Origin of the sequence: uncultured Microbacterium sp. (assembly GCF_963521645.1) — a bacterium.
In the GTDB taxonomy this organism is placed as follows: Bacteria; Actinomycetota; Actinomycetes; order Actinomycetales; family Microbacteriaceae; genus Microbacterium.
The window spans coordinates 1-21,843 of sequence record NZ_CAUQVQ010000029.1 but is presented as its reverse complement, the minus strand read 5'-3'; the positions used below and the strand labels follow the sequence as shown (position 1 = coordinate 21,843).

Here is a 21,843-nt window from a genome sequence, read left to right as displayed (position 1 = left end):
ACTCGAACGGCGGTGGAGGCGCCCGACTAGCTGTCGGCCCAGTCGAGCACGCGGGTGCCGATCAGCGTGAGCCACCGGGACGGTTCGCCCTCGGGGGCATCGACGGGGAACCACGTCCGTCCGATGAGCGGCGCGCCCTGCAGCCAGGTGCCGTCCGCCTGCCGGGCCGCGCGCACCAGATCGAGGGCGGCTTCGAGTTGCGGGTCGGGCGCGGTCCCGTCGGTCAGAGACGCATCGCGGAAGTAGTCCAGTGCCGCCAGAGCGCTGTACCTGTGCCTATTCGGGTAGACGAACTGAGTCACGAAATCGCCGACGAGCTCGCCCGTCGATTCTCGGAACAGCAGCTGCCGCCGGAGCAGATACTCCTCTGCGGCGCGTCGGGTCGATCGCAGAGACGTGTCGCCGGTCGACTGCTCGTAGGAGAGCATCCCGCGCAGAGCGTTGAGGGTGGAATGGAACGACGAGCGCACCGAATCACCCTCCTCGGCCTCGCAGTTCCACCCGCCGTCCGCCAGTCGATGGTCCGGGAACCAGCGCACGAGTCGCGAGACGTCGGCCCCGAGCCATGCGCCGTTCGCGAGCGTGAACGCATTGATGCAGACGTCGACCTCGCCGCCCCAGAAGGGCATGTCGTCGTACTCCCACCGGCAGTTGCGTGCGAGGCGCTCGGCGGTGTCGCCGAGAGCGGCGGAGTCGACTCCCCACTCCCTCAGCTGATTCAGCGACCAGGAGGTCGCCGTCCACGGCTGTCCGGGCTGCTCCGCCTCCGCCGAGTCGAAGAAGCCGCCGGGGAAGTGCGCACCGCCGGCCCACCGGCCATCCGGGTCCTGCACCGACAGGAGCGCGGCGCCGAAGCCCTCGGACGCGACCCGCGCACGGGTGGGCCGCCATACGGCGTCCGGCGCGCCGAGCAGGTCGCGTTCCACCTGCCAGCGCACGGCCGGATCGCCGCCGAGCAGCCAGTCCCGCGTCTGCGTCGACAGAGTCATGTCGGGCAGGCTACTCCCGCTCGGCCGGCGGGGCCAGAGGCATCGCGCGGAAGGGGATCAGACGAAGGTGACGGTCTGCTGCAGACGGGTGCGGATGTCGAACAGCTCGTTGCCGCCGATCGCGCGGGCCCCGGGAACTCCCTGCCGCAGCACCATCGAGAGCGCACTGCGGCGCACGACCACGACCGGCACGCCGCGGCTGCTGCCGAGCGGCGTCACGGCCTGCGAGAGGTCGTCGTCGGGAAGCACGACGATGACCCCGCCGAACTTGACGCGTGCGGTCTTGGCCACCGTGCGCATGCGGGACAGGGCGGCGGTGACAGGCGCACGGGTGCCGAGGCTCGGACCGGTGATCTCGCCGCGACGGAAGCCGACGACGCCGCCGAAGTCCTCCGACATGACGGCGTACAGTCCCGAGGGGCTGAGGACCACGTGGTCGAGCTTGTCGTCGGGATCCGCGCCCGTCGCGACATCGTGCCACACGGTGAAGCCCATGCCGAGCGCGCTGACGGTACGCGCGGTCGCCTCTTCGGCGAGGGCGTCGGCCAGCAGGCGACGCAGGTCACGCGGCGCCGAGCGCACGAGCGCGGGGTCGTACGGGTCGGGCACGTCGACCCCCCGACCCGCCCATTCGCGGATCAGCGACAGGTAGCGCTCGCGGCGCCACCCTCCGGGATGCCCGTAGGACCGGGCCCGGGGCCGTGTGTCGGTGCGCGTCGCGGTCTGCGGACGCCAGCCGCTCCATTCCGGCTCGGACGGGACGCCGGGGTGCGTGCCGCTGCGGCGATCGTACGCGGCGCGACCTTCGGCGGTGCCGACGAGCTCCCACGCGCGCTGCACCTGGATGAACACGGCGGCGTCGCCTCCGGTGTCGGGGTGCGTCTCGCGCAGGCGCAGCCGGTACGCACGCCGCAGTTCGACGTCGTCGACCGACGGGTCCACGCCGAGGATCTCGTAGGCGGAGGCCGAGAGCGGGCTGTCGAACATCGCTCTCCTTCCGAGATCGCGCCATCCAGGATATCCGGATGCTGTTGTGGATCAGCCGGGCGCGTCGGCCGGGGTCAGGCCGGCACGTCGACGACGCGCTCCACGCCGATCACCGGCACCACGGAACCGGCGGATGCCGCTGCGATGTCATCCGCGAGCCGGTCGAGCTCCAGCGCAGGGACCCACACCTCGAAAGTCGCCAGCGCTGCGTACCGGGGCTCGCCGAGTGTCGCGCCGTGACGCGGCACCCAGTCGCGCAGAAGGTTGTCGAAGCGTCCGGCATCCGCTTGCGCGACGTCGATCGTCACCTGGGTCAGGGACTGCCGGTGCACGAGCGATGCGAGATCGAGGGCTTCCGAGACAGCGGTCGAGTAGGCCCGCACGAGCCCGCCGGCGCCGAGCTTGACGCCGCCGAAGTAGCGGGTCACCACTGCCACGACATCCGTCAGTTCGCGCCGTCGCAGCACTTCGAGCATCGGCACCCCCGCAGTGCCGGAGGGCTCACCGTCATCCGACGAGCGGGCCTGATCGCCGAGCAGGCCGGTGACCATCGCGCTGCAGTTGTGCCGCGCATCCCACCACTGCTTGCGCAGGCGTGCGATCACGGCATCCGCGTCCTCGACCGAGGTGACCGGCTCGACGGTCGCGATGAACCGCGACTTCTTGATGATGAGTTCATGCTCCACGGGCGCGTCGATCGTGGCCGGGTAGGTGCGGGGCGGAGTCATCCGCCTCAGACTACCCAGCGCTGACCGCCCAGCCCTGACCACCCAGCGCCGAACCGTGAACGCCGACGCCCCCGGACTACTCCGCGGAGTCGTCGCGCAGGTACGCGATGTGCGCGACGTGACGGGTCAGATGGTTCTGCGACCTGCGCACGAACAGCCACGCAACGAGCAGCAGCACGAACCAGATCGGCGTCACCAGCAGCGCGGTCAGCGTGTCGGGCTGCGTCGTCAACGCCCAGAGGATGAACACGAAGAACGCCAGCACCACGTAGACCATGACGATGCCGCCCGGCATGCGGAACGTCGAGGAGGCGACCTTCTCGGGGCGTCGGCGCCGGTACGCGAGGTAACTGCAGAGGAAGATCGTCCACACGAACATGAAGCAGACGGCCGAGACCGTGGTGACCATGTCGAAGGCGGTTCCGATGTCCTCGCCCGCATACAGCAGCACGACGCCCGACAGCAGCAGGATGCACGAGAGGAACAGTGCGTTCTGCGGCACGCGGCGCTTCGACAGCCGCCCGAAGACACGCGGGGCGTCACCGTCCTGCGCGAGCCCGAACACCATGCGCGAGGTCGAGTAGATGCCGGAGTTCGCGCTCGACATGGCGGAGGTCAGGACGACGAGGTTGACGACCGTGGCCGCGATGCCGAGGCCCGCGAGGGCGAACATCGCGATGAAGGGGCTCTCGCCGGCGACGTACTCGGTCCACGGCGTGACCGCCATGAGGATCACGAGCGCGCCCACGTAGAACAGCAGGATGCGGATCGGGATCGCGTTGATCGCCTTCGGGAGATTCTTCTCGGGGTCCTTGGTCTCGGCCGCGGCGGTGCCCACGAGCTCGACGCCGACGAAGGCGAACACCGCGATCTGGAATCCGGCGACGAAGCCCATGAACCCGTGCGGGAACATGCCGCCGTGACTCCACAGGTTCGCGAAGCTCGCCGTGCCCGCATCGTGCTGGAAGCCCGTGAAGATCATCACGAGACCCGTGACGATGAGCGCCACGATCGCGACGATCTTTATGAGCGCGAACCAGAACTCCATCTCGCCGAAGGCGGCGACCGTGGGCAGGTTGAGTGCGAGCAGGATGACGACGACGAGCAGACCGGGGATTTACAGCGGGATGCCGGGGAACAGCGCGTCCGTGTATCCGGCGATCGCGATCACGTCGGCGACCCCGGTGACGACCCAGCAGAACCAGTAGGTCCACCCGGTGAAGAACCCCGCCCAGGGCCCGAGCAGATCGCTCGCGAAGTCGCTGAACGACTTGTACTTGAGGTTGGACAGCAGCAGCTCGCCCATCGCCCTCATGACGAAGAACAGCATGAAGCCGATGATCATGTACACGAAGATCACCGAGGGCCCGGCGACCGAGATCGTCTTGCCGCTGCCCATGAACAGCCCGGTGCCGATGGCCCCGCCGATCGCGAGCAGCTGGATGTGGCGGTTGCTCAGCGCGCGCTTGAGGTGCTGCTCCTCGCCGGTCGGGGCGCCGTCCACCCCGACGGCCCCTTTCGTGTCCTGTGACGTCATCGATCGACCCTCCGGTGTACCGTGCCGCGTGCCGCTGCGGCATCTTTCCGACCGTACTTGTCGGCTGCGCCTTCCGGAAACCGGAGCTGTGGATATACCGGAACCCGGGGCAGGGTCGACGTCAGTTCTCCCGCGCGGCCGAGGGACCGCGGTAGGTGCCGATGATCGCGGCGATGAGGTCGGAGTACGCGGCGTCCTGACTCGAGAACGATCCGTTGTTGCGGCCGTGGCGGAGCACCTCGACCCGATCCGACACGGCCTGCACGTCTGCGATGTTGTGGCTGATGAACACGACCCCGAGCCCGAGCTCGCGCAGCTGTTCGATATGGGTGAGCACATCGGCGGTCTGCGCGACGCTGAGAGAGGCCGTGGGTTCGTCGAGCACCACGATTCGCGGCTGGCTGATGAGCGTGCGGGCGATCGCGACCGCCTGGCGCTGCCCGCCCGAGAGCGTGTTCAGAGGCGACCGGATCGAGGGGATGTGGGCGGCGAGGTCGCTGAGCGCCTGTCGCGTGGCCTGCTCCATCTCGCCTTCGCGGAGCATGCCGCTGGGGGTCTTCAGCTCGCGGCCCAGGAAGACGTTCGCGGTGACGTCGAGGTTCTCGCACACTGCGAGGTCCTGGAACACGGTCGCCACGCCCAGCCGGTGCGCCTCCGCGGGGGTCGGGATGTCGACGCGCTCCCCGTGGATGCGGATCTCTCCCGAGGTGGGAGTGAGAGCCCCCGCGATGATCTTCGCGAGCGTCGACTTGCCGGCGGCGTTGTCGCCGATCAGGCCGACGACCTCACGCGAGTTCACGGTGAAGTCGACATCGGTGAGGGCTTCGACCGCCCCGAATCGCTTCGAGACGCCGCGCAGGGTGAGCAGCGGCTCGGCCTGCGCCGCCGTGACGTTCACGAGCGGTCCTCGAGCAGCTGCGAGGGGTCCGTCGACTGCAGGATGTGGATGATCGCCCCGGTGAGCACGGCGTCCTTCCCGAAGGACGAGGGAACGGGATCGCGGCGCGGGGTGCGACCCTGGGGCGCGTTGTCGCGGATCGCCGCGGCGAACGGCAGCAAGAACACAGGCCCCGCGTCGGTGAGCTCGCCGCCGACCGTGATGACTTCGGGCGCGAGCGCCTGGTGGGTCGCGGCGACCACGCGCCCGAGGGCCGTGGCGGCGTCGGCGACGACTCGGGCGCAACCGGGATCGCCTCCGGCTGCCCGCGCGATCACGTCCTTGAAGGTCACCTGGCCGAACGTGGCCCGCAGCGGAGCGGTGACGGCTTCGGCTCCCGCGACGGTGTCGAGGCATCCGCGCTGTCCGCAGATGCAGATCGATCCGCCCGGGTCGACCTGCACGTGACCGATCTCGCCCGCCGTGCCGGAGCGGCCGCGGTAGATCTGCGAGTTCAGCACGATGCCTGCGCTCGCCGCGTACGATGCGTGCACGAACAGACTGTCGCGCACGTCGCGGGCCGTGCCGAGGGTCGCCTCTGCGAGGGCGGCGAGGTTCGCGTCCTTCTCCACCAGCACCGAGCAGCCGATGCGCTGTCGCACGACCTCTGCGACCGCCTGGGTCTCCCAGCGGCGCATCACCCCGCGGTACGCGATCAGCCCGGTGTCCGGATCGATCGGGGCAGGCAGCGCGATGCACACGCCGATCAGGTCGTCGGCATCCGCGGCGATCATCCCGAGCATGTCGATGATGAGCAGGGCGATGCGGTCGAGCACCGTGTCTTCGGCGTGATCCACCGGCAGGGGCATGGCGCGGTCGGCGAGCACGTCCTGCCCGACGTCCGACAGGCGCACCCGCATGCTGCGACTGCCGATCTGCACCGCCGCGACGAGTCCGGCTCGACGGGCGATGGTGACCAGCTGCGCACGGCGTCCGCTGCGCGAGGTCGGATGGGTCTCGACCAGGCCCGAGAGGCTGAGCTCCTTGACGATGGCCGAGACCGTGGCCGTGGACAGGCTGGTCGCTTCGGCGAGCTCGACCTGGGTGAGCCCGCCGAAGCGCTTGACGGCGTCGACGATCTTCGCGGTGTTGGCCTCACGCAATCCCGACTGGGATCCCGCGGGCCATCTGCTCATAGCGGGAGCATATCGCGCGCGGGAGCCGTCTTCCGGGTCAACGGTTGGCACCTGCGCGACGCTTGTTCCACACGTCGAAGGCGACGGCGATCAGCAGCACGAGTCCCTTGACGACCTGCTGGGTCGCCTGATCGAGACCCATGAGCTGCATGCCGTTGCTCATGACCGCCATGATCAGTCCGCCGACGATCGCTCCGCCGACCCGGCCGACACCGCCCGTGACGGCCGCGCCGCCGATGAAGCACGCGGCGATCGCGTCGAGTTCGAACATGTTCCCGGCCCCGGGCTGCGCGCCGTTGGTGCGTGAGGAGAACACCACACCGGCGATGCCGGCGAGCAGGCCCATGTTCACGAAGATCCAGAAGTTGACCCTGCGCACGTTGACGCCGCTGAGCAGCGCCGCGTGCAGGTTGCCGCCGATCGCGTAGACGTGGCGGCCGAACACGCTCTTCTGCGTGATCACCGAGTACGCGATGATCAGCACCGCGAGGATGATCAGCACGAACGGCAGGCCGCGGCTGATGGAGAGCTGGTATCCGAACCACATCACGACGGTGGCGATGATCGCGATCTTCGCGACGAACCAGCCCAGGGCCTCCACCGACTGCTGGTGGGCGAGCTTCGACCGTCGGCCGCGCACCTGCCAGACCGCGTATCCGACCACTCCGATCGCGAAGATCACGAGTGTGAACACGTCGACCCCGTACCCGCCGAACAGCCCGTTTATGAACCCGTTCGCGATCGAGTAGTAGGTGCCGCCGAACGGCGAGAGCGAGACGTTGCTGAGCACGATGAACGTGAGTCCGCGGAACAGCAGCATGCCGGCGAGCGTCACGATGAAGGCCGGGATGCCGACGTATGCCACCCAGAAGCCCTGCCAGGCACCGACGAGCAGGCCCACGGCGATCGCCGCGAGCACTCCGACCCACCAGGGCTGCTGTCCACGGATCACGATCACCGCGGCCGTCGCCCCCGTGAGGGCGACCACCGAGCCCACCGAGAGGTCGATGTGCCCCGCGATGATCACGATCACCATGCCGATCGCGAGGATCAGGATGTAGGAGTACTGCAGCACGATGTTCGTGAGGTTGCCCGGCGACAGGAACGTCGGGTTCAGGATCGCGAAGAACGCGACGATCGCGATGAAGGCGACGAGGATGCCGCTCTGGCGGAGGTTCCGCGTCGCGAGGCTGAAGAGGTTGCTGACGCCGGTCATCGCGCGGCCGTCCTTTCGAGGGTCATGAGGTGCATGAGGTTCTCCTGTGTGGCTTCGGATGCAGGGAGTTCGCCGGTGATCCTGCCGAAGGCCAGGGTGTAGATGCGATCGCAGATGCCGAGGAGCTCGGGGAGCTCCGATGAGATCACGAGCACCGCCTTCCCCTCTGCGACCAGGCGGTTGATGATCGTGTAGATCTCGTACTTGGCGCCGACGTCGATCCCGCGGGTCGGCTCGTCGAGGATCAGCACGTCGGGTGCGGTCTGGATCCACTTGCTCAGCACGACCTTCTGCTGGTTGCCGCCCGAGAGGTTGCCGACGAGCTGCAGCACGCTGGGCGTCTTGATGTTCATCTCGGCGCGATACTGCTCGGCGACCTGCAGCTCGCGGTTCGCGTCGACCCAGCCTCCGGGGCTGATGAGCCGCAGCGAGGCCATCGTGATGTTGTGCCGGATGTCGTCGATGAGGTTCAGCCCGAACCGCTTGCGGTCCTCCGTCGCATAGGCGATGCCGGCGCGGATCGCCGCGCCCGTGGTCGAGGTGTTGACCTCCTCGCCGCGGACGAACACCTTGCCGCGCGCGTGGCGGCCGTACGTGCGACCGAAGACGCTCATGGCGAGCTCCGTGCGTCCGGCTCCCATGAGCCCGGCGATGCCGACGACCTCGCCCGCGCGCACCGTGAGCGAAGCGTCCTCGACCATGACACGCCCCGGCTGAGTCGGGTGGCTCACCGACCAGTTCTCGATGCGCAGCACCTCCTCGCCGGGGGTCGAGACGCGTTCGGGGTATCGGTGCGCGAGATCGCGGCCGACCATGCCGCGGATGATCCGCTCCTGGGTCGACGCGGGATCCTTCATGTCGAGCGTCTCGATCGACCTGCCGTCGCGGATGATCGTGGTGCGGTCGGCGATCGCGGCGATCTCGTTGAGCTTGTGCGAGATGATGATCGACGTCATGCCGTCGGCGCGCAGTCGACGCAGCAGATCCAGCAGATGCGCGGAGTCGGTGTCGTTCAGCGCCGCGGTCGGCTCATCGAGGATCAGCAGTCGCACGTTCTTCGACAGCGCCTTGGCGATCTCGACGAGCTGCTGCTTGCCGACGCCGAGCTGCATGACCGGCGTGGCCGGGTTCTCGTCGAGGCCCACCTGGGCCAGGAGGGCGGATGCCTCGGCGTTCGCGCGATCCCAGTCGATGAGGCCGTTGCGCCCTCGGCGTTCGTTGCCCAGGAAGATGTTCTCGGCGACGCTCAGATGGGGGATCAGCGCGAGTTCCTGATGGATGATCACGATCCCCTTCTGCTCGGAATCGTTGATCGCGCCGAAGGCGGCCACCTCGCCCTCGTAGACGATCTCGCCCTCGTAGGTGCCGTGCGGGTAGACGCCCGAGAGCACCTTCATCAGGGTGGATTTGCCGGCGCCGTTCTCGCCGCAGATCGCGAGGATCTCCCCGCGGTTCACGTCGAGACTGACGCCCTGGAGCGCCTTGACACCCGGGAAGCTCTTCTCGATCTCCCGCATCTGCAGAATCGGTGTCGTCATGACCCGATGTCCTTTCGTGGAGTCGGGGCGTGCCGCCCGCTCGGCGGCACGCCCCGAGCGGGGATTACTCGGAGACGCCCGAGTCGACCTCGGCCTGCGTCCAGTAGCCGGAATCGACGAGCAGCGAGGTGATGTTGTCCTGGTAGACGATGTCGGACTGCAGCAGGTACGACGGCACGACCTTCACGCCGTTGTCGTACGTCTCCGTGTCGTTCGCCTCGGGCTCATCGCCCTCGAGCATCGCCTCGGCGGCCACGACCGACTGCTCGGCGAGCTTGCGGGTGTCCTTGAAGATCGAGGAGAACTGCACGCCCTTGTCGATCAGCGAGATCGACGCGATCTCGGCGTCCTGACCCGTGACGACCGGGAGGCCGTCGGCGATCGTCGCCCCGAAGCCGCCGGTGCCCTGCAGTGCGGTGATGATGCCGCGGGAGAGACCGTCGTACGGCGACAGCACGCCGTCGAGGGTCGTACCGCTGCCGTACGTCGACGTCAGCAGATCCTCCATGCGCTTCTGCGCGGTCTCCTGCTGCCAGCGCAGAGTCGCGGCCTGCTCGATCTCGACCTGACCCGACGGAACGGCGAGCACGCCGTCGTCGATGAACGGCTGCAGCGTGTCCATCGCGCCCTGCCAGAAGAAGTGGGCGTTGTTGTCGTCGAGCGATCCGGCGAACAGCTCGATGTTGAACGGACCCTTCTCACCCGTCTCCGCGCCGTCGGCGTCGAGCACGCCGAGTCCCACGAGCAGCGACGTCGCCTGCTGCACGCCCACCTTGTAGTTGTCGAACGTCACGTAGAAGTCGACGTGCTCGCTGTCGCGGATCAGCCGGTCGTACGAGATCACCGGGATGTTCGCTGCGGCCGCGGCGTCGAGCTGCGACGAGAGCGCGGTGCCGTCGATCGCCGCGACGATCAGCAGGTCGGCGCCCTTGGTGATCATCTGGTCGATCTGCTGACCCTGGGTCGGGATGTCGTCCCCTGCGTACTGCAGCTCGACCTGGTAGCCGGCCTCCTCCAGGCCCGACTGCACCGCATCGCCGTCGGCGATCCACCGCTCGGAGGTCTCCGTCGGCATCGAGACGCCGATGAGCATGTCGCCCTTCTCGCCCTCCGCGGCCCCTCCGGATCCCCCGGTCGAGCCGGCACCACCGCCCCCGCAGCCGGCGAGAGTGAGCGCTCCCACGAGTCCGAGTGCGGCCAGTGCATACTTCTTCTTCATCACGAGCTCCTTCGCTGTGCATGCTTCGGGCGTCATCGCCCCGAGATCGCAATCCCTGCATTCGGGACTTGCTCCGCAGACACTTTCCTTGAGTTCGAGTCTCGAAGTCAAGCGTTCGTGATCAATTCGTGATTTCGCGGCCGGGTGCCATTCTGAAATGCTGTTGACGTCAACCGCCTCGGATGTCGGTTCGAGATTCGAAGGCAAGAATCGCGCGGGAAGGCTCACTCCCACTCTGGTCTATCGATGAACCGAATCGATTCGATATCCTGAGTCCACCCCCGATCCCCCCAGCTCCTGAGAGTCGCTTCCCATGGCCACCCCTCTCACCACGGGCCGCCCGTGGCGTGTCATCCTGTCGTTCTCGATCCCCCTGCTGCTCGGCAACGTCGTGCAGCAGCTGTATCAGTTCGCCGACGCCGTCGTCGTCGGTCGCCATCTCGGCGTCCAGTCGCTCGCCGCCGTCGGCGCGACCGGCAGTCTGCTCTTCCTGCTGATCGGGTTCGCCTGGGGCCTGACCAGCGGATTCGCGATCCCGATCGCGCAGGCGTTCGGAGCAGGAGACGCCGCGGGCGTGCGTCGCTCCGTGGCGACGGGCGTGATCCTCACCGGCATCACGAGCGTCGTCCTGACGATCGTCGCCCCGCTCATCGCGCGCCCTGTGCTCGAACTGCTACAGACCCCCTCCGAGCTCATGCCCGAGGCGACGATCTTCACGCAGATCAGCTTCATCGGCGCGAGCGCGACGATGTTCTTCAACTACCTCTCGGCGATCATCCGCGCGATCGGGGATTCCCGCACGCCGCTGATCTTCCTCACCGTGTCGTGCGTGCTGAACGTCGGTCTGGTGATCCTCCTGGTCGGCCCCTTCGGATGGGGCGTCGGCGGTGCTGCGCTCGCGACGGTCGTGGCGCAGGCGGTGTCGGTCATCCTGTGCCTCGAGTTCGTGCGGCGTCGCCTGCCGATCCTGCACCTGCGCCGTGCAGACTGGCAGATCACCCGCGACGACTTCCGTGAGCACCTGCGTCTGGGCCTGCCGATGGGGTTCCAGGCCTCGATCATCGCGATCGGCACGCTCGCCGTGCAGGTGGCCCTCAACACCCTCGGCGCCGACGCCGTCGCCGCCTACACGACCGCTTCCCGTGTCGACGGGCTCGCCGTGGCCTTCCTGTCGTCCCTCGGGCTCGCGGCCTCGATGTACGCGGCGCAGAACCTCGGCGGACGTCGCCCGGACCGCATCCGTCGCGGTGTGATCGAGGGCACGTGGATGGCGGTGCTCACCGGCGTCCTGCTCGGCGTGATCATCATCGCCTTCGGCACCCCCATGGTGCGCCTGTTCATCGGCGAGGGATCCGACGAGGTCGTCCGACTCGCGCACCTCATGCTCATCATCAACGGCTGCGGCTACTGGGCGCTCGGTGTGCTGTTCGTGCTGCGCGGTGCTCTGCAGGGCCTCGGACACACTCTCATCCCCACCGTGACCGGCGTGATCGAGCTGGTGATGCGCGTCGGCGCCGCCGTGGTGCTCGGCGCCCTGATCGGCTTCGAAGGTGTCGCGCTGAGCAATCCGCTCGCGTGGGTCGGCGCGATCATGCTGCTCGTGCCCGCATACATCCGTGCGCATCGCGCCCTCGCGAGCATGCCGGTCGATCCGGTCGAGACGACCGAGACCTCGGCCATCGCGATCGTCGGTCCCACCGACGGGTCCATGGTCGTGGACGCCGTGGTCACGCAGTCGGTGCCCGTGGTCCGCGGCTCGCGCTTCGCCTGGGTGAAGCGCCGCTGAGCGACGCGTCACGGTTGGGGAACATCATCCTTCAGATGGATGCCGGGTCACCCGATACTTCGTAATCTTGCTAGTGCGGAGATACCGCTGACGGGGGGTCGTCATGACGTCATCGAGGATGGCACACGAGTTGTCAGCATTCCTGGTTCCACTGGGATTCTTCGGAGCAGCTCTGGCCGTGCTGTGCGCCGTCGTCGCCGGCATCGCGGTCGCGCGCGGCGCCGGTGGTCTCGCAGGCGGTGCCGTGGGTCTGTGGATCCCCGCCGCGGTGTTGAGCCTCGCGGCATCGTTCGCCCAGCAGTGGGCTCCACTCATCGTCGCGGGTGCGGCCCTCGTCGGCATGCTCGTCATCGGCGGAGTGCTGCGGGCGATCATCGGCTCGGCCGAGTCCCGGGCATCCGCGCTCCCCGCCCCGGCGGAGACTCAGGCCGTCGCCGCACCGTCGTCCGCGCCGGTGGCGACCGTCACCCCGCGAGCCGTGACGTCGACGAGCACGGGCAGCCTGCCGGCGCTCGCGAGCTGACGCCGGCGGTCTTCAGCGGTAGTCGCGGTCGCGGTGCTGCCCCGCGTCGTCGCCGGCGGCCACGCGCTCGACCTCACGGGTCCGCAGCTCGACGCGACGGATCTTGCCCGAGATGGTCTTCGGCAGCTCGGGCACGAACTCGATGATCCGCACCCACAGGTGCGACGACAGCCGATCGTGCGCGTACGTGAAGATCGATCGGGCGGCGTCCGCCTCCGCCTCCGTCGCATCCGGCCGCAGGCACACGTACGCCTTCGGCACGGCGAGACGCGTCGGATCGGGGCTCGGGATCACCGCGGCCTCGACGACGAGGTCGTGCTCGAGCAGCACCGATTCGAGTTCGAACGGGGAGATCTTGTAGTCCGAGGCCTTGAACACGTCATCCGCCCGGCCGATGTAGGTCAGGTAGCCCTGATCGTCGCGCACCGCGATGTCGCCCGTGTGGTGGTAGCCGCCCGCACGAGACTCCGCGGTCTTCTCCGGGTCGTCGAAGTACCCGGCCATCAGGCCCACCGGAGCGTGTGACAGGTCGAGGGCGATCTCCCCCTCGCGCTCGGCGACCCGGCCCGTCGCGGGGTCGAGCAGCACCACGGGGTATCCGGGCAGGGGGCGTCCCATCGACCCGACCTTGACGGGCTGTCCCGGCGAGTTGCCGATGCAGGCCGTCATCTCGGTCTGCCCGAAGCCGTCGCGGATCGTGCCGCCCCAGGCGTCGCGCACGCGATCGATGACTTCGGGGTTCAACGGCTCACCCGCACCGACCAGCTCTCGCGGCGGGTGGGTGAGGCGGGAGAGATCGGCCTGGATCAGCATCCGCCACACGGTCGGCGGAGCGCAGAACGTCGAGACGTGATGCACGTCCATGACCTGCATGAGGGTGTTCGCATCGAAACGGTCGTAGTCGTACACGAACACCGTCGCCTCGGCGAGGAACGGCGAGTAGAAGCTCGACCAGGCGTGCTTCGCCCACCCCGGGGACGAGATGTTCAGGTGAACGTCGTCGGGACGCACGCCCAGCCACCACATCGTGGAGAGGTGGCCGACGGGGTACGAGACGTGAGTGTGCTGCACCAGTTTGGGGCGGCTCGTCGTGCCGCTCGTGAAGTACAGCAGCGCGGTGTCGTCGGCAGGAGTCGGGCCCTCCGGCTCGAACACCGCCGGAGCACTCGCGGAGTCGGTGAAACGCGACCACTCCTCGGGGACGCGGTCGCCGACACCGATCCGCAGCACGTCGGCGTCGAGGTCGGCGACGCGTTCGGCGAGGGCGCCGGTCGTGACGATCGCCCTGGCCCTGCCGTACTCGACTCGATAGGCGAGATCGGACGCGGAGAGCAGGGTCGACGTCGGGATCGACACGGCGCCGATCTTGGTGATCGCCAGCATCACCTCCCACAGCTCGATCGTGTTGCCCAGCATCACGATCACGTGATCGCCGCGGCGGACGCCGATCGAGGTCAGCCACGCGGCGACCTGGTCCGACCTCGACGAGAGCTCGCCGTAGCTCCAGCTGCGCAGGCTGAGGTCCGCCGAGACGATCTGCACCGCCGGGCGATCGGGGTTCTCGGCCGCGATCACGTCGAACCACTCGAGCGCGAAGTTGAACTCCGTGGGCGTCGGCCAGGAGAAGCCCGCGCGTGCGGCGTCGTAGTCGGTGGCGTTCGCGAAGAGGAAGTCGCGCATCTCGCGGATGGCGGTCGTGGCTGCGGTGGCGCTGCGGCTCATTCGGGGCTCCTGTGCTCGACGGACGCCCTCCATCCTCGCACCGGCCGGCCCCCGGGGACCTACGGCAGGCGGATCGTGCCCGTCGCGATGCGCTCGGTCGGCATCCGGTCGCGGTTGTACGTGATGTCGCTGTAGCCGTGCGGGGTGGGCACGCCCTCTTCGTCGAGGCTGACGAACACGATCTTCTCGATCGTGAGGATGCGCTTGCGCGTGATCATGTTGCGGGCGACCGCGCGCATCGTGAGCGAGGTGCGCCCGAAGTGCGTGGCCTGCAGGCCGATCTCGATCAGGTCGCCCTGCACGGCGGAGGCCTCGAAGTTGATCTCTGAGATGTGCTTCGTCACCGCGCGGTAGTTGCCCAGCTGCACGATCGCATAGATCGCGGCCTCCTCGTCGATCCACTTGAGCAGACTGCCGCCGAACAGAGAGCCGTTCGCATTCAGGTCCTCCGGCCGCACCCACTTGCGGGTGCGGAAGTTGATGCCGTCTTCGGACCACTGCCACTCGGGTGCCTTCTGATTCGCCATGCTCTCGAGGGTAGAAGCATCGTGAGTCGGCGGTGTTACGTCTGCACATCCGTGCACGCGGCACATCTCGTCGCGTGCCCCCACGCGCTCCGAAGGACTTCTCACGCATCGAAGGACGGGATCCGAAGTTCGCTCCTTCGATGCGCGATTTCTCCTTCCGAACAGAGCTCCGAGATGTGCATCGCGCATACCGCGCGGTCGTCTGCCGTGAGCGGATCCGCCGAGAGCCGATTCGCCTCCGCTCCCGCGGTGCGCGACGGATGCTGGTCGCATGAGCGAAGACAACCCCATCCCGCAGTTCGGTCCCGAGGCCAGACGAGCGCTGTTCCACGAGCGTGTCCTCGTGCTCGACGGAGCTCTCGACGACGACAACGGCACGCTGCTCATGACGCAGCTGCTCACTCTCTCGGCCGAGGACCCGACGACCGACATCGCCCTGTGGATCCACTCGCCCGGCGGCTCCGTCCCGTCGATGCTCGCGATCCGCGACCTCATGACGCTCGTGCCGAACGACGTGTCGACCCTCGCGCTCGGCCTCGCCTGCAGCGCCGGGCAGTTCCTGCTCTCCGCGGGGACACGCGGCAAGCGGCGGGCGCTGCCCCACGCGCGCATCCTCATGCACCAGGGCTCGGCCGGCATCGGCGGCTCGGCGGTCGAGATCGAGACTCAGGCGGACGATCTGCGGCACATGCGCGACACCGTGCTGGGGCTCATCGCCGCCGACACCGGGCAGCCGAAGGAGCGCATCTTCGAGGACTCGCTGCACGACCGGTGGTACACCGCGGAACAGGCGAAGGAGTTCGGATTCATCGACGAGATCGTCGACTCCCTCTCGGGTCTCATGCCGCGGCGCCGCGCCCGCGTCGGACTGGGGACGAGCGCATGAGCGGCTACACGATCCCGAACGTGATCGCCTCACATCCGCGCGGCGACCGCGTCATGGACGTCTACTCGCACCTGCTGGCAGAGAGGGTGATCTACCTCGGCACCGGGATCGACGCGGGCGTCGCCAATGCGCTCATCGCTCAGCTGCTGCATCTGGATGCCGACAGCCAGGACTCCGGGGTCCAGTTCTACATCAACAGCGAGGGCGGCGATCCCGGTGCGGCGCTCGCCGTCTACGACACGATGCAGCACATCCGTCCGGCCGTCGCGACGACCTGCGTCGGACAGGCGATCGGTCCGGCCGCACTGCTGGTCGCCGCAGGAGCGCCGGGGCAGCGGGCGGCACTCGCCCACGCGCGGATCGTGCTGCATCAGCCGGTCGGACAGTCGCGCGGGGCCATCCCCGATCTGATACTCGCGGCGGACGAGGTCGTGCGCGTGCGGGCCGACCTGGAGTCGATCCTCGCCCGGCACAGCGGCCGTTCGCTGAGCGAGCTGCGCGCCGACACCGACCGCGACCGCGTGTTCACGGCATCCGCCGCGCTCGACTACGGCCTGATCGACACCGTGCTGGGGGAGCGGACCGCCTGACGTCCGCCCGGTCGTGCCGAAGGGCTGATCAGGGGATCAGGCGGCGAGGGCGAATGCTCCGCGCGGCGACCGCGCCGCCGACAGCGCGGCGGATGCGGGAGCCGGCGTCGTCTGCCGCAGCTCGTCGGCGACGGCGCTCGTCAGCTCGATCAGCGAGGTGTCGAGCGCCCCGGCGATGGCGGCGATCATCTCGCTCGACGGCTCCTTGAGTCCGCGTTCGACCTCCGACAGGTACTGCGGTGAGACTCCGGCGTTCGCGGCCGTCTCGGTCAGGGTCTCGTCGCGGCCGTGTCGTCGTCGCCGCAGCTGGTCGCCGAGCAGGTGGCGCCACAGCGGTTCGGGGTCGCCGGGGCGAGGGCGCGCGGGACGAGGGGTGCGAGGAAACGGGACGAGGTCGGCCATGCCTCACGATAATCCGCGGTCTGTCGGGGGTTCGAGCCCTTCTGCTGAGAGCAGAACGCACCTGGCCAGGCGACCGGAGTCGAGGCGTCGTACGATCCCAGGGTGACCGCATACTTCGAACGCCTCTCGGACCGCTCCTTCCGTGCCACGGAGGCCGTGCAGGGAGCCTGGAACACCTCGGAGCAGCACATCGCGCCGACCATCGGACTCCTGGCGCATCTCGTCGAGACGCACCGCGACGGTCGGCGCGACGACGGGCTCGCTCTGGCCCGTGTCTCGTACGACATCCTCGGGGTGCTGCCGATCGACGTGGTCGAGGTCGACCTCCGTGTGATCCGTCCGGGGCGCACGATCGAGCTCGTGGAGGCGACCCTCAGCCACGCGGGCAGGCCGGCGGTGATCCTCCGCGCCTGGCTGATGCAGACGGCCGACACGTCGTCCATCGCCGGCGGCGCGCTCCCCGTCATGCCCCCGCTCGACTCGCACGCCGAGTGGCGCGCGGGCGACGTGTGGCCGGGCGCGTTCGTGCGCTCGGGTGATTTCCGTCATCGCCAGGAAGAGCCCGGCCGTGCATCGGCGTGGGTACGACCGCACCACCCGGTTCTCGCAGGGGAGCGGGTCAGCCCGACGGCACGGGCGCTGGGGGTCGTCGATCTCGCGAACGGGATGAGCCCGCGCGTGCCGGTCGGAGACGCCTTCTTCCCCAACGTCGACCTCACGGCGCATCTGTTCCGCGAACCGGACGAGGGGTGGATCGGCCTCGACACGACGGTGACGTTCGGGGCGAACGGCGTGGGTGTGACCCACTCCGTCCTGAACGATTCGTCCGGCCCCTTCGGGACCTCGGTGCAGAGCCTCACGGTGCGACCGGCACTGTCGGGCGCCTGACGTCTCCCGACCCGCGGCCGCTCAGAGCGCGGCGGCGATCCCCGGATTCAGCTTGCTCAGGATCACGCCGAGCTGTTCGCGCTCCTCGGCGGTCAGCGGGTCGAGGATCAGCTCGCGGATCTGCGCCACGTGCACGGGAGCCGCGCCGCGCAGCAGCTCGCGACCGGCATCCGTGAGCGAGGCGGTGAGCGTGCGCTTGTCGGCGCTGCACGAGGTGCGGGTGACCCAGCCGCGCTCTTCGAGCGAGTCGATCGCGTGGCTGAGCCGCGAGCGGCTGAGTCCCGCGATCTGTGCGAGCTCGGTCATCGGGATCGCCCGATCGCCCTGCCCGGCGAGCGTCACGAGGATCGCATAGTGCGCGTGCTTGAGTCCGGTCTGAGCCTTCAGCGTGCGATCGAGCACCTGGGGCAGCAGCTGCACGAAGCGGATCGTCGGCAGCCAGGTCGACATCTCCGCCTCGTCGAGTCGCCGCTCGCTCATCACCGTCACGCTCATCAGGCTGCCGAGAGGTCGGCGTCCGAGAGGTCGAGGGTGTGCGACGTGTGATCGCGCTTGGCCTCGAGGTAGCGGTGATTCGCGTCGGAGAGGTGCACTCCGGTGCGCACCTGCTCGGTGACGCGGATGCCCAGGGCCTCGAGCTGAGCGGCCTTGTCGGGGTTGTTGCTCAGCAGGCGGATGCCGTCGACGCCGAGGGTCTGCAGCATCTGGGCGGCGATCGTGTAGTCGCGCTCGTCCTCACCGCGACCGAGCGCCACGTTCGCCTCGTAGGTGTCGAGCCCGGCGTCCTGCAGCGCGTATGCGTCGAGCTTGGCGTAGAGCCCGATGCCACGGCCCTCCTGACGCAGATACAGGAGGAAGCCGCCCTCCTCGGCGATGCGCTCGACGGCCTCGCGCAACTGGGGGCCGCAGTCGCAGCGCTCCGATCCGAAGACGTCTCCGGTGAGGCATTCGCTGTGCGGGCGCACGAGAGGCGCATCCCCGCCGTCGGCAGCGCGCTCCATCGCCCTCTTCCAGTCTCCGAGGCCGAGCAGCAGGTGCTCGCGACCGTCGACCAATCCGTCGAACGTCACCACGTCGGCCGTGGTCGAGAACCCGTCGGCGAAGCGCATCGGCACACGCACCCGTGTCCGCTCGGTGGCGACCGGAACGACGGTTGAAGTTTCAATCATGTGGGGTGCAACGTGTCATCGTCGCCGATATTCCCGCACTCGCTAACCTCGCAGGATGAGCAACTTCGTGAGCGTCGATGAACTGAACCGGCTTCTGTCCGACGTCGACTCCGTACGGGTGATCGACGTGCGATGGCGGCTCGACCGACCGGACGGTCACGGCGAGTATCTCGCGGGGCACGTCCCGGGAGCGGTCTATGTGCCCCTCGACACCGAGCTGTCGACGCACGGCGATCCCTCGGAGGGCCGGCATCCGCTCCCCTCCACCCAGACGCTGCAGGACGCCGCCCGACGGTGGGGCGTCGGTCAGGGCGATGTCGTGATCGCGTATGACGACAGCCGCGGACTCAGCGCCTCGAGGGCATGGTGGCTGCTGCGACAGGGCGGCGTCGACGTGCGCGTGCTCGACGGAGGCATCAGCGCCTGGCGCGCGGCGGGTCTGCCTGTCGAGACCGACGACGTGCGGCCCGAGCCGGGCGACGTCGTGCTCGACGAGATCGGCGCCGACGCGATCTCGATCGACGAGGCAGGCGCGTTCCCCGCATCCGGGATCCTGCTCGACGTACGCGCCGCCGAACGGTATCGCGGCGAGTCCGAGCCCCTGGACCCCGTCGCCGGGCACATCCCCGGTGCGGTGAACCTGCCGATGGCGGCCCACCTCGATTCCGAGGGCATGCTCCTCGACACGCACACTCTGCGGGCGAGCTTCGCGGGCGTCGGAGTGACCGACGGCACTCCGGTCGCGGCGTACTGTGGCTCAGGCGTCACCGCCGCCCACACCGCTCTCGTGCTCGACGAGATCGGCATCCGCGCGAAGGTCTTCCCGGGATCGTGGAGCCAATGGTCGAACACACCCGGTCGTCCTGTGGCGGTCGGGGAGCAGCCCGGCTGACCCGGGGCCGCACTCAGCGTCCGTCGTCGTAGCTCCAGCTGACACCCAGGACGCCCGGCCCGAACGCCCGCCGCACCTGATGGACCGACGAGCGACCTCCGAGATCCAGCACCGTCGTGGTGACGCCGGCAGGGGTCTCGACGCGTTCCTCGATGCGATCGGGCAGTGCATCGGGATGGAATCGCGTCCACACCAGAAGCTCACGGCTCTGTCGCGCGAGCGCGTGCCCGGTCTCGCGCTGCGGCGGATAACCGGGTGGATATTCGACCGACCACTCGACGATCGAGGTCTCCGGCGCGATCAGGGGAGCCTCCAGCTCGAACAGCACACCGTGGACCTCGCCGTTCGGATGCGAGTGCCGGGCTGCGATGCGTCCGCCGGACACCGCCTCGATCAGCGGCGCGGGTGTGCGCTCGCCCGGGGTCAGCTCGAGGAACGGGATCGCCCGGATCGTGCCGACGGTCGACTGCACGATGCTCCGCGTGAGCGACCGCCACACGTTTCCTACCGCGTCGACATCCGTCACGGAGTGCGTCGTCAGTTCGCGGGACGGATCGGGGTACCGGGCACCGAGGGCCGCGTACACCTCTTTCACGGCTCGCTCCAACTCTGCCTCGTCGAGGGGGAACTGGTTGGGGCCCAGCGGGCCGGTGCGATTCGTCGTGCCGAGCAGAGCGGTGAGGGCGCCGCGCTCCAGGCCGAGCAGCTCCTCGATGTCGGTGAGAGCGGCCATCGACTGCACGCCTTCGGGGCGCCGTGCGCCGGACCGCCAGTAGCTGAGCGTCGCCATCGAGACGCTGTTGCCCCGACTGCGGAGGAGTTCATGCAGGCGTGCGAGAGTGAGCCCCCGAGCGTTGATGGCGTCGCGGAATGAGCTCGCGAACGCATCTGCCGCCCTCCGGATCCCACTTTCCATACTCATCACAGAACCCCTCCGGTATGTGAAGAAATGAACTCTAAAGTGAGCTTACGACCACACGGCATCACGTCAGGGGACGCGATGCTCTTTCTGGGGTCCAAGGGTTGTACCACCGCGAGCAAGGCACCCGATCTTGTGAACGGAGACGACCCGACGCAGTGCCGCCCCCGTCGCTGCGTTCTGTCGCGGGGCCTGACGATCGATCTGGGGAGTTCGATCAGGCCCCGCGAACAGCTTCCCGGGCGGCATCCACTCCGCGCCCCCGCGTAGACTGGGGGTAACACCCCGGAGGACTCTGGATCGTCATGTCTGCCCCTGCCCGCACGTTCACCGTGCGTCACGTCCAGCTGCTGCGCGCGCTCTTCGCCGCCGCCGCCGCAGTGATGATCACCTTCTCTCCCGATCACTCCGCCGCAGTCGGCCTCTCGGTGTTCAGCGGATTCGTGCTGACGAGCGCGCTCGTGATGATCCTCGCCGCCTGGCTCGTGTTCCCTGCGGGGCAGCGGTGGCCGTCGATCGTGCTGGCCCTGCTCGGCTTCGCCGCGGGAATGACCGCAGGCGTGCCGATGTGGCGCACTGAGGACATGTTCTTCATCGTGCTGATCGCGTGGGCTGCGACGACCGGGTTCGTGGAACTGGTGGTGGGTCTGCGGGCGCGCCGCGCGGGAGACGACACCGCGCGCGACTCCATCACTGTCGGCGCGATCGGACTGCTGCTTGCCGTGGTGCTGATCGCCATTCCCGCCGGATTCGTGCAGCCCTATGCCATCGAGGGCGCGGGGGACTACGTGCTCACCGGCATCATCCTCGGAGTCGGCATGTTCGGCGGATACGCGGCGGTCATCGCCGTCTTCCTCGGCATCGCCGGACTGACCCCGAAGCACACGCGCGCCGTCGATGACGCCGCCGACCACGCGAGTCCCGCGACGGTCGACCACGGAGGAGACCGATGAGCGACGAGAAGCCCACCCGCAGCGACATCCTGCGCCCCCTGCACCTGCTCGGCATCGCGCTGGCCTGCGGCATCTTCGCGGCGATCGTCACTCTCGTGTCGACCGGCGCGTTCACGGCCCGCGTGAACGACGCCATCGCCAACGGCACCTACGAGGGACTGACGCCGATCGCCCTCGGCCTGGTCGTGGGCGGCGGGGCCTTCATCGTGACGCTGCTGATCCTCGCGATGCTCATGCTCGTCGTCGATCCTGCCGACGTGACGAAGACGGTCGATCGCCCCGTGCTGTACGACCACGAG

Annotated in this window: 22 protein-coding genes and 1 pseudogene; 8 read left to right on the top strand and 15 right to left on the bottom strand. The window is 68.6% G+C overall.

All coding sequences use genetic code 11. The features are described from left to right. Positions 1–26: 26 nt before the first annotated feature. The 9 genes and pseudogenes from RWO82_RS08630 to chvE form a co-directional block, all read right to left on the bottom strand. Positions 27–989, bottom strand: coding sequence for a squalene cyclase (locus RWO82_RS08630; protein WP_314425724.1), 963 nt, complete (start codon positions 987–989; stop codon positions 27–29). Positions 990–1,046: 57 nt separating this feature from the next. Further along, positions 1,047–1,976, bottom strand: coding sequence for a DnaJ domain-containing protein (locus RWO82_RS08625; protein WP_314425722.1), 930 nt, complete (start codon positions 1,974–1,976; stop codon positions 1,047–1,049). A gap of 74 nt (positions 1,977–2,050) precedes the next feature. Continuing rightward, on the bottom strand, positions 2,051–2,704 hold the full coding sequence (locus RWO82_RS08620) for a YigZ family protein (RefSeq protein ID WP_314425720.1): 654 nt from the start codon (positions 2,702–2,704) through the stop codon (positions 2,051–2,053). Between the two features lie 76 nt (positions 2,705–2,780). Next, positions 2,781–4,241 (bottom strand): annotated as a pseudogene (cycA, locus tag RWO82_RS08615) (D-serine/D-alanine/glycine transporter). Between the two features lie 121 nt (positions 4,242–4,362). Beyond that, a complete protein-coding gene (locus tag RWO82_RS08610) occupies positions 4,363–5,139 on the bottom strand; it encodes an ATP-binding cassette domain-containing protein (protein WP_314425719.1) in 777 nt (258 codons plus the stop codon). Beyond that, a complete protein-coding gene (locus tag RWO82_RS08605) occupies positions 5,136–6,314 on the bottom strand; it encodes an ROK family transcriptional regulator (protein WP_314425717.1) in 1,179 nt (392 codons plus the stop codon). The genes RWO82_RS08610 and RWO82_RS08605 overlap by 4 nt, the downstream gene beginning before the upstream one ends. A gap of 37 nt (positions 6,315–6,351) precedes the next feature. Next, positions 6,352–7,530, bottom strand: coding sequence for a multiple monosaccharide ABC transporter permease (mmsB, locus tag RWO82_RS08600; protein WP_314425714.1), 1,179 nt, complete (start codon positions 7,528–7,530; stop codon positions 6,352–6,354). After that, positions 7,527–9,068 carry a multiple monosaccharide ABC transporter ATP-binding protein gene (gene mmsA / locus RWO82_RS08595; RefSeq protein ID WP_314425713.1) on the bottom strand — a complete coding sequence of 514 codons (1,542 nt, stop codon included), beginning with the start codon at positions 9,066–9,068 and terminating at the stop codon, positions 7,527–7,529. The genes mmsB and mmsA overlap by 4 nt, the downstream gene beginning before the upstream one ends. 64 nt (positions 9,069–9,132) lie before the next feature. Further along, positions 9,133–10,287 (bottom strand): multiple monosaccharide ABC transporter substrate-binding protein, encoded by a 1,155-nt coding sequence (gene chvE, locus RWO82_RS08590; protein WP_314425711.1) that lies wholly within the window; start codon positions 10,285–10,287, stop codon positions 9,133–9,135. 313 nt (positions 10,288–10,600) lie between these two features. Between chvE and RWO82_RS08585 the strand changes: the two genes are divergently transcribed. Beyond that, the gene (locus RWO82_RS08585) at positions 10,601–12,073 is read left to right on the top strand and encodes an MATE family efflux transporter (protein WP_314425709.1); all 1,473 of its coding nucleotides are present in this window, start codon (positions 10,601–10,603) and stop codon (positions 12,071–12,073) included. A 130-nt stretch (positions 12,074–12,203) separates the two neighbouring features. Further along, complete coding sequence (locus tag RWO82_RS08580) at positions 12,204–12,596, top strand: hypothetical protein (RefSeq protein ID WP_314425706.1); 393 nt, start codon at positions 12,204–12,206, stop codon at positions 12,594–12,596. 12 nt (positions 12,597–12,608) lie between these two features. Here RWO82_RS08580 and RWO82_RS08575 read toward each other — a convergent pair whose 3' ends face one another. Together RWO82_RS08575 and RWO82_RS08570 are read right to left on the bottom strand one after the other, a co-directional pair. Beyond that, positions 12,609–14,318, bottom strand: coding sequence for an AMP-binding protein (locus RWO82_RS08575; protein WP_314425705.1), 1,710 nt, complete (start codon positions 14,316–14,318; stop codon positions 12,609–12,611). Between the two features lie 59 nt (positions 14,319–14,377). Then, positions 14,378–14,845 (bottom strand): hotdog domain-containing protein, encoded by a 468-nt coding sequence (locus tag RWO82_RS08570; protein ID WP_314425704.1) that lies wholly within the window; start codon positions 14,843–14,845, stop codon positions 14,378–14,380. A gap of 271 nt (positions 14,846–15,116) precedes the next feature. On the opposite strand from RWO82_RS08570, the gene RWO82_RS08565 reads away from it, so the two are divergent. Then, positions 15,117–15,731: an ATP-dependent Clp protease proteolytic subunit gene (locus RWO82_RS08565; RefSeq protein WP_314425701.1), complete on the top strand. Its 615-nt coding sequence runs from the start codon at positions 15,117–15,119 to the stop codon at positions 15,729–15,731. After that, positions 15,728–16,321: an ATP-dependent Clp protease proteolytic subunit gene (locus RWO82_RS08560; protein WP_314425699.1), complete on the top strand. Its 594-nt coding sequence runs from the start codon at positions 15,728–15,730 to the stop codon at positions 16,319–16,321. The genes RWO82_RS08565 and RWO82_RS08560 overlap by 4 nt, the downstream gene beginning before the upstream one ends. Before the next feature lie 36 nt (positions 16,322–16,357). Here RWO82_RS08560 and RWO82_RS08555 read toward each other — a convergent pair whose 3' ends face one another. Further along, positions 16,358–16,723, bottom strand: a complete 366-nt coding sequence (locus tag RWO82_RS08555; protein ID WP_314425697.1) for a helix-turn-helix transcriptional regulator — start codon at positions 16,721–16,723, stop codon at positions 16,358–16,360. 102 nt (positions 16,724–16,825) lie between these two features. Between RWO82_RS08555 and RWO82_RS08550 the strand changes: the two genes are divergently transcribed. Continuing rightward, complete coding sequence (locus RWO82_RS08550) at positions 16,826–17,611, top strand: thioesterase family protein (protein ID WP_314425694.1); 786 nt, start codon at positions 16,826–16,828, stop codon at positions 17,609–17,611. Between the two features lie 21 nt (positions 17,612–17,632). On the opposite strand, the gene RWO82_RS08545 is transcribed toward RWO82_RS08550, so the two are convergent. Then, complete coding sequence (locus RWO82_RS08545) at positions 17,633–18,091, bottom strand: MarR family transcriptional regulator (RefSeq protein WP_314425691.1); 459 nt, start codon at positions 18,089–18,091, stop codon at positions 17,633–17,635. Positions 18,092–18,105: 14 nt separating this feature from the next. Continuing rightward, positions 18,106–18,780: a GTP cyclohydrolase II gene (gene ribA, locus RWO82_RS08540; protein WP_314425688.1), complete on the bottom strand. Its 675-nt coding sequence runs from the start codon at positions 18,778–18,780 to the stop codon at positions 18,106–18,108. Between the two features lie 55 nt (positions 18,781–18,835). Here ribA and RWO82_RS08535 point away from each other — a divergent pair, with 55 nt between their 5' ends. Beyond that, a complete protein-coding gene (locus tag RWO82_RS08535) occupies positions 18,836–19,672 on the top strand; it encodes a sulfurtransferase (RefSeq protein WP_314425686.1) in 837 nt (278 codons plus the stop codon). 13 nt (positions 19,673–19,685) lie between these two features. On the opposite strand, the gene RWO82_RS08530 is transcribed toward RWO82_RS08535, so the two are convergent. After that, positions 19,686–20,594 carry a hypothetical protein gene (locus tag RWO82_RS08530; protein ID WP_314425683.1) on the bottom strand — a complete coding sequence of 303 codons (909 nt, stop codon included), beginning with the start codon at positions 20,592–20,594 and terminating at the stop codon, positions 19,686–19,688. Between the two features lie 302 nt (positions 20,595–20,896). Between RWO82_RS08530 and RWO82_RS08525 the strand changes: the two genes are divergently transcribed. Further along, positions 20,897–21,544: an acyl-CoA synthetase gene (locus RWO82_RS08525; RefSeq protein ID WP_314425681.1), complete on the top strand. Its 648-nt coding sequence runs from the start codon at positions 20,897–20,899 to the stop codon at positions 21,542–21,544. After that, a partial coding sequence (locus tag RWO82_RS08520) for a hypothetical protein (RefSeq protein ID WP_314425679.1) occupies positions 21,541–21,843 on the top strand: 303 nt, incomplete at its 3' end. The genes RWO82_RS08525 and RWO82_RS08520, both read left to right, overlap by 4 nt.

Bases quoted from the DNA above. Each gene is read 5' to 3' on its own strand.
- RWO82_RS08525 (WP_314425681.1), top strand. From the start codon at position 20,897: ATGTCTGCCCCTGCCCGCACGTTCACCGTGCGTCACGTCCAGCTGCTG.
- mmsA (WP_314425713.1), bottom strand. From the start codon at position 9,068: ATGACGACACCGATTCTGCAGATGCGGGAGATCGAGAAGAGCTTCCCG.
- RWO82_RS08565 (WP_314425701.1), top strand. From the start codon at position 15,117: ATGAGCGAAGACAACCCCATCCCGCAGTTCGGTCCCGAGGCCAGACGA.
- RWO82_RS08575 (WP_314425705.1), bottom strand. From the start codon at position 14,318: ATGAGCCGCAGCGCCACCGCAGCCACGACCGCCATCCGCGAGATGCGC.
- RWO82_RS08620 (WP_314425720.1), bottom strand. From the start codon at position 2,704: ATGACTCCGCCCCGCACCTACCCGGCCACGATCGACGCGCCCGTGGAG.
- RWO82_RS08555 (WP_314425697.1), bottom strand. From the start codon at position 16,723: ATGGCCGACCTCGTCCCGTTTCCTCGCACCCCTCGTCCCGCGCGCCCT.
- ribA (WP_314425688.1), bottom strand. From the start codon at position 18,780: ATGATTGAAACTTCAACCGTCGTTCCGGTCGCCACCGAGCGGACACGG.
- RWO82_RS08605 (WP_314425717.1), bottom strand. From the start codon at position 6,314: ATGAGCAGATGGCCCGCGGGATCCCAGTCGGGATTGCGTGAGGCCAAC.
- RWO82_RS08630 (WP_314425724.1), bottom strand. From the start codon at position 989: ATGACTCTGTCGACGCAGACGCGGGACTGGCTGCTCGGCGGCGATCCG.
- chvE (WP_314425711.1), bottom strand. From the start codon at position 10,287: ATGAAGAAGAAGTATGCACTGGCCGCACTCGGACTCGTGGGAGCGCTC.
- RWO82_RS08560 (WP_314425699.1), top strand. From the start codon at position 15,728: ATGAGCGGCTACACGATCCCGAACGTGATCGCCTCACATCCGCGCGGC.
- RWO82_RS08625 (WP_314425722.1), bottom strand. From the start codon at position 1,976: ATGTTCGACAGCCCGCTCTCGGCCTCCGCCTACGAGATCCTCGGCGTG.
- RWO82_RS08530 (WP_314425683.1), bottom strand. From the start codon at position 20,594: ATGAGTATGGAAAGTGGGATCCGGAGGGCGGCAGATGCGTTCGCGAGC.
- RWO82_RS08570 (WP_314425704.1), bottom strand. From the start codon at position 14,845: ATGGCGAATCAGAAGGCACCCGAGTGGCAGTGGTCCGAAGACGGCATC.
- RWO82_RS08545 (WP_314425691.1), bottom strand. From the start codon at position 18,091: ATGAGCGAGCGGCGACTCGACGAGGCGGAGATGTCGACCTGGCTGCCG.
- mmsB (WP_314425714.1), bottom strand. From the start codon at position 7,530: ATGACCGGCGTCAGCAACCTCTTCAGCCTCGCGACGCGGAACCTCCGC.
- RWO82_RS08535 (WP_314425686.1), top strand. From the start codon at position 18,836: ATGAGCAACTTCGTGAGCGTCGATGAACTGAACCGGCTTCTGTCCGAC.
- RWO82_RS08585 (WP_314425709.1), top strand. From the start codon at position 10,601: ATGGCCACCCCTCTCACCACGGGCCGCCCGTGGCGTGTCATCCTGTCG.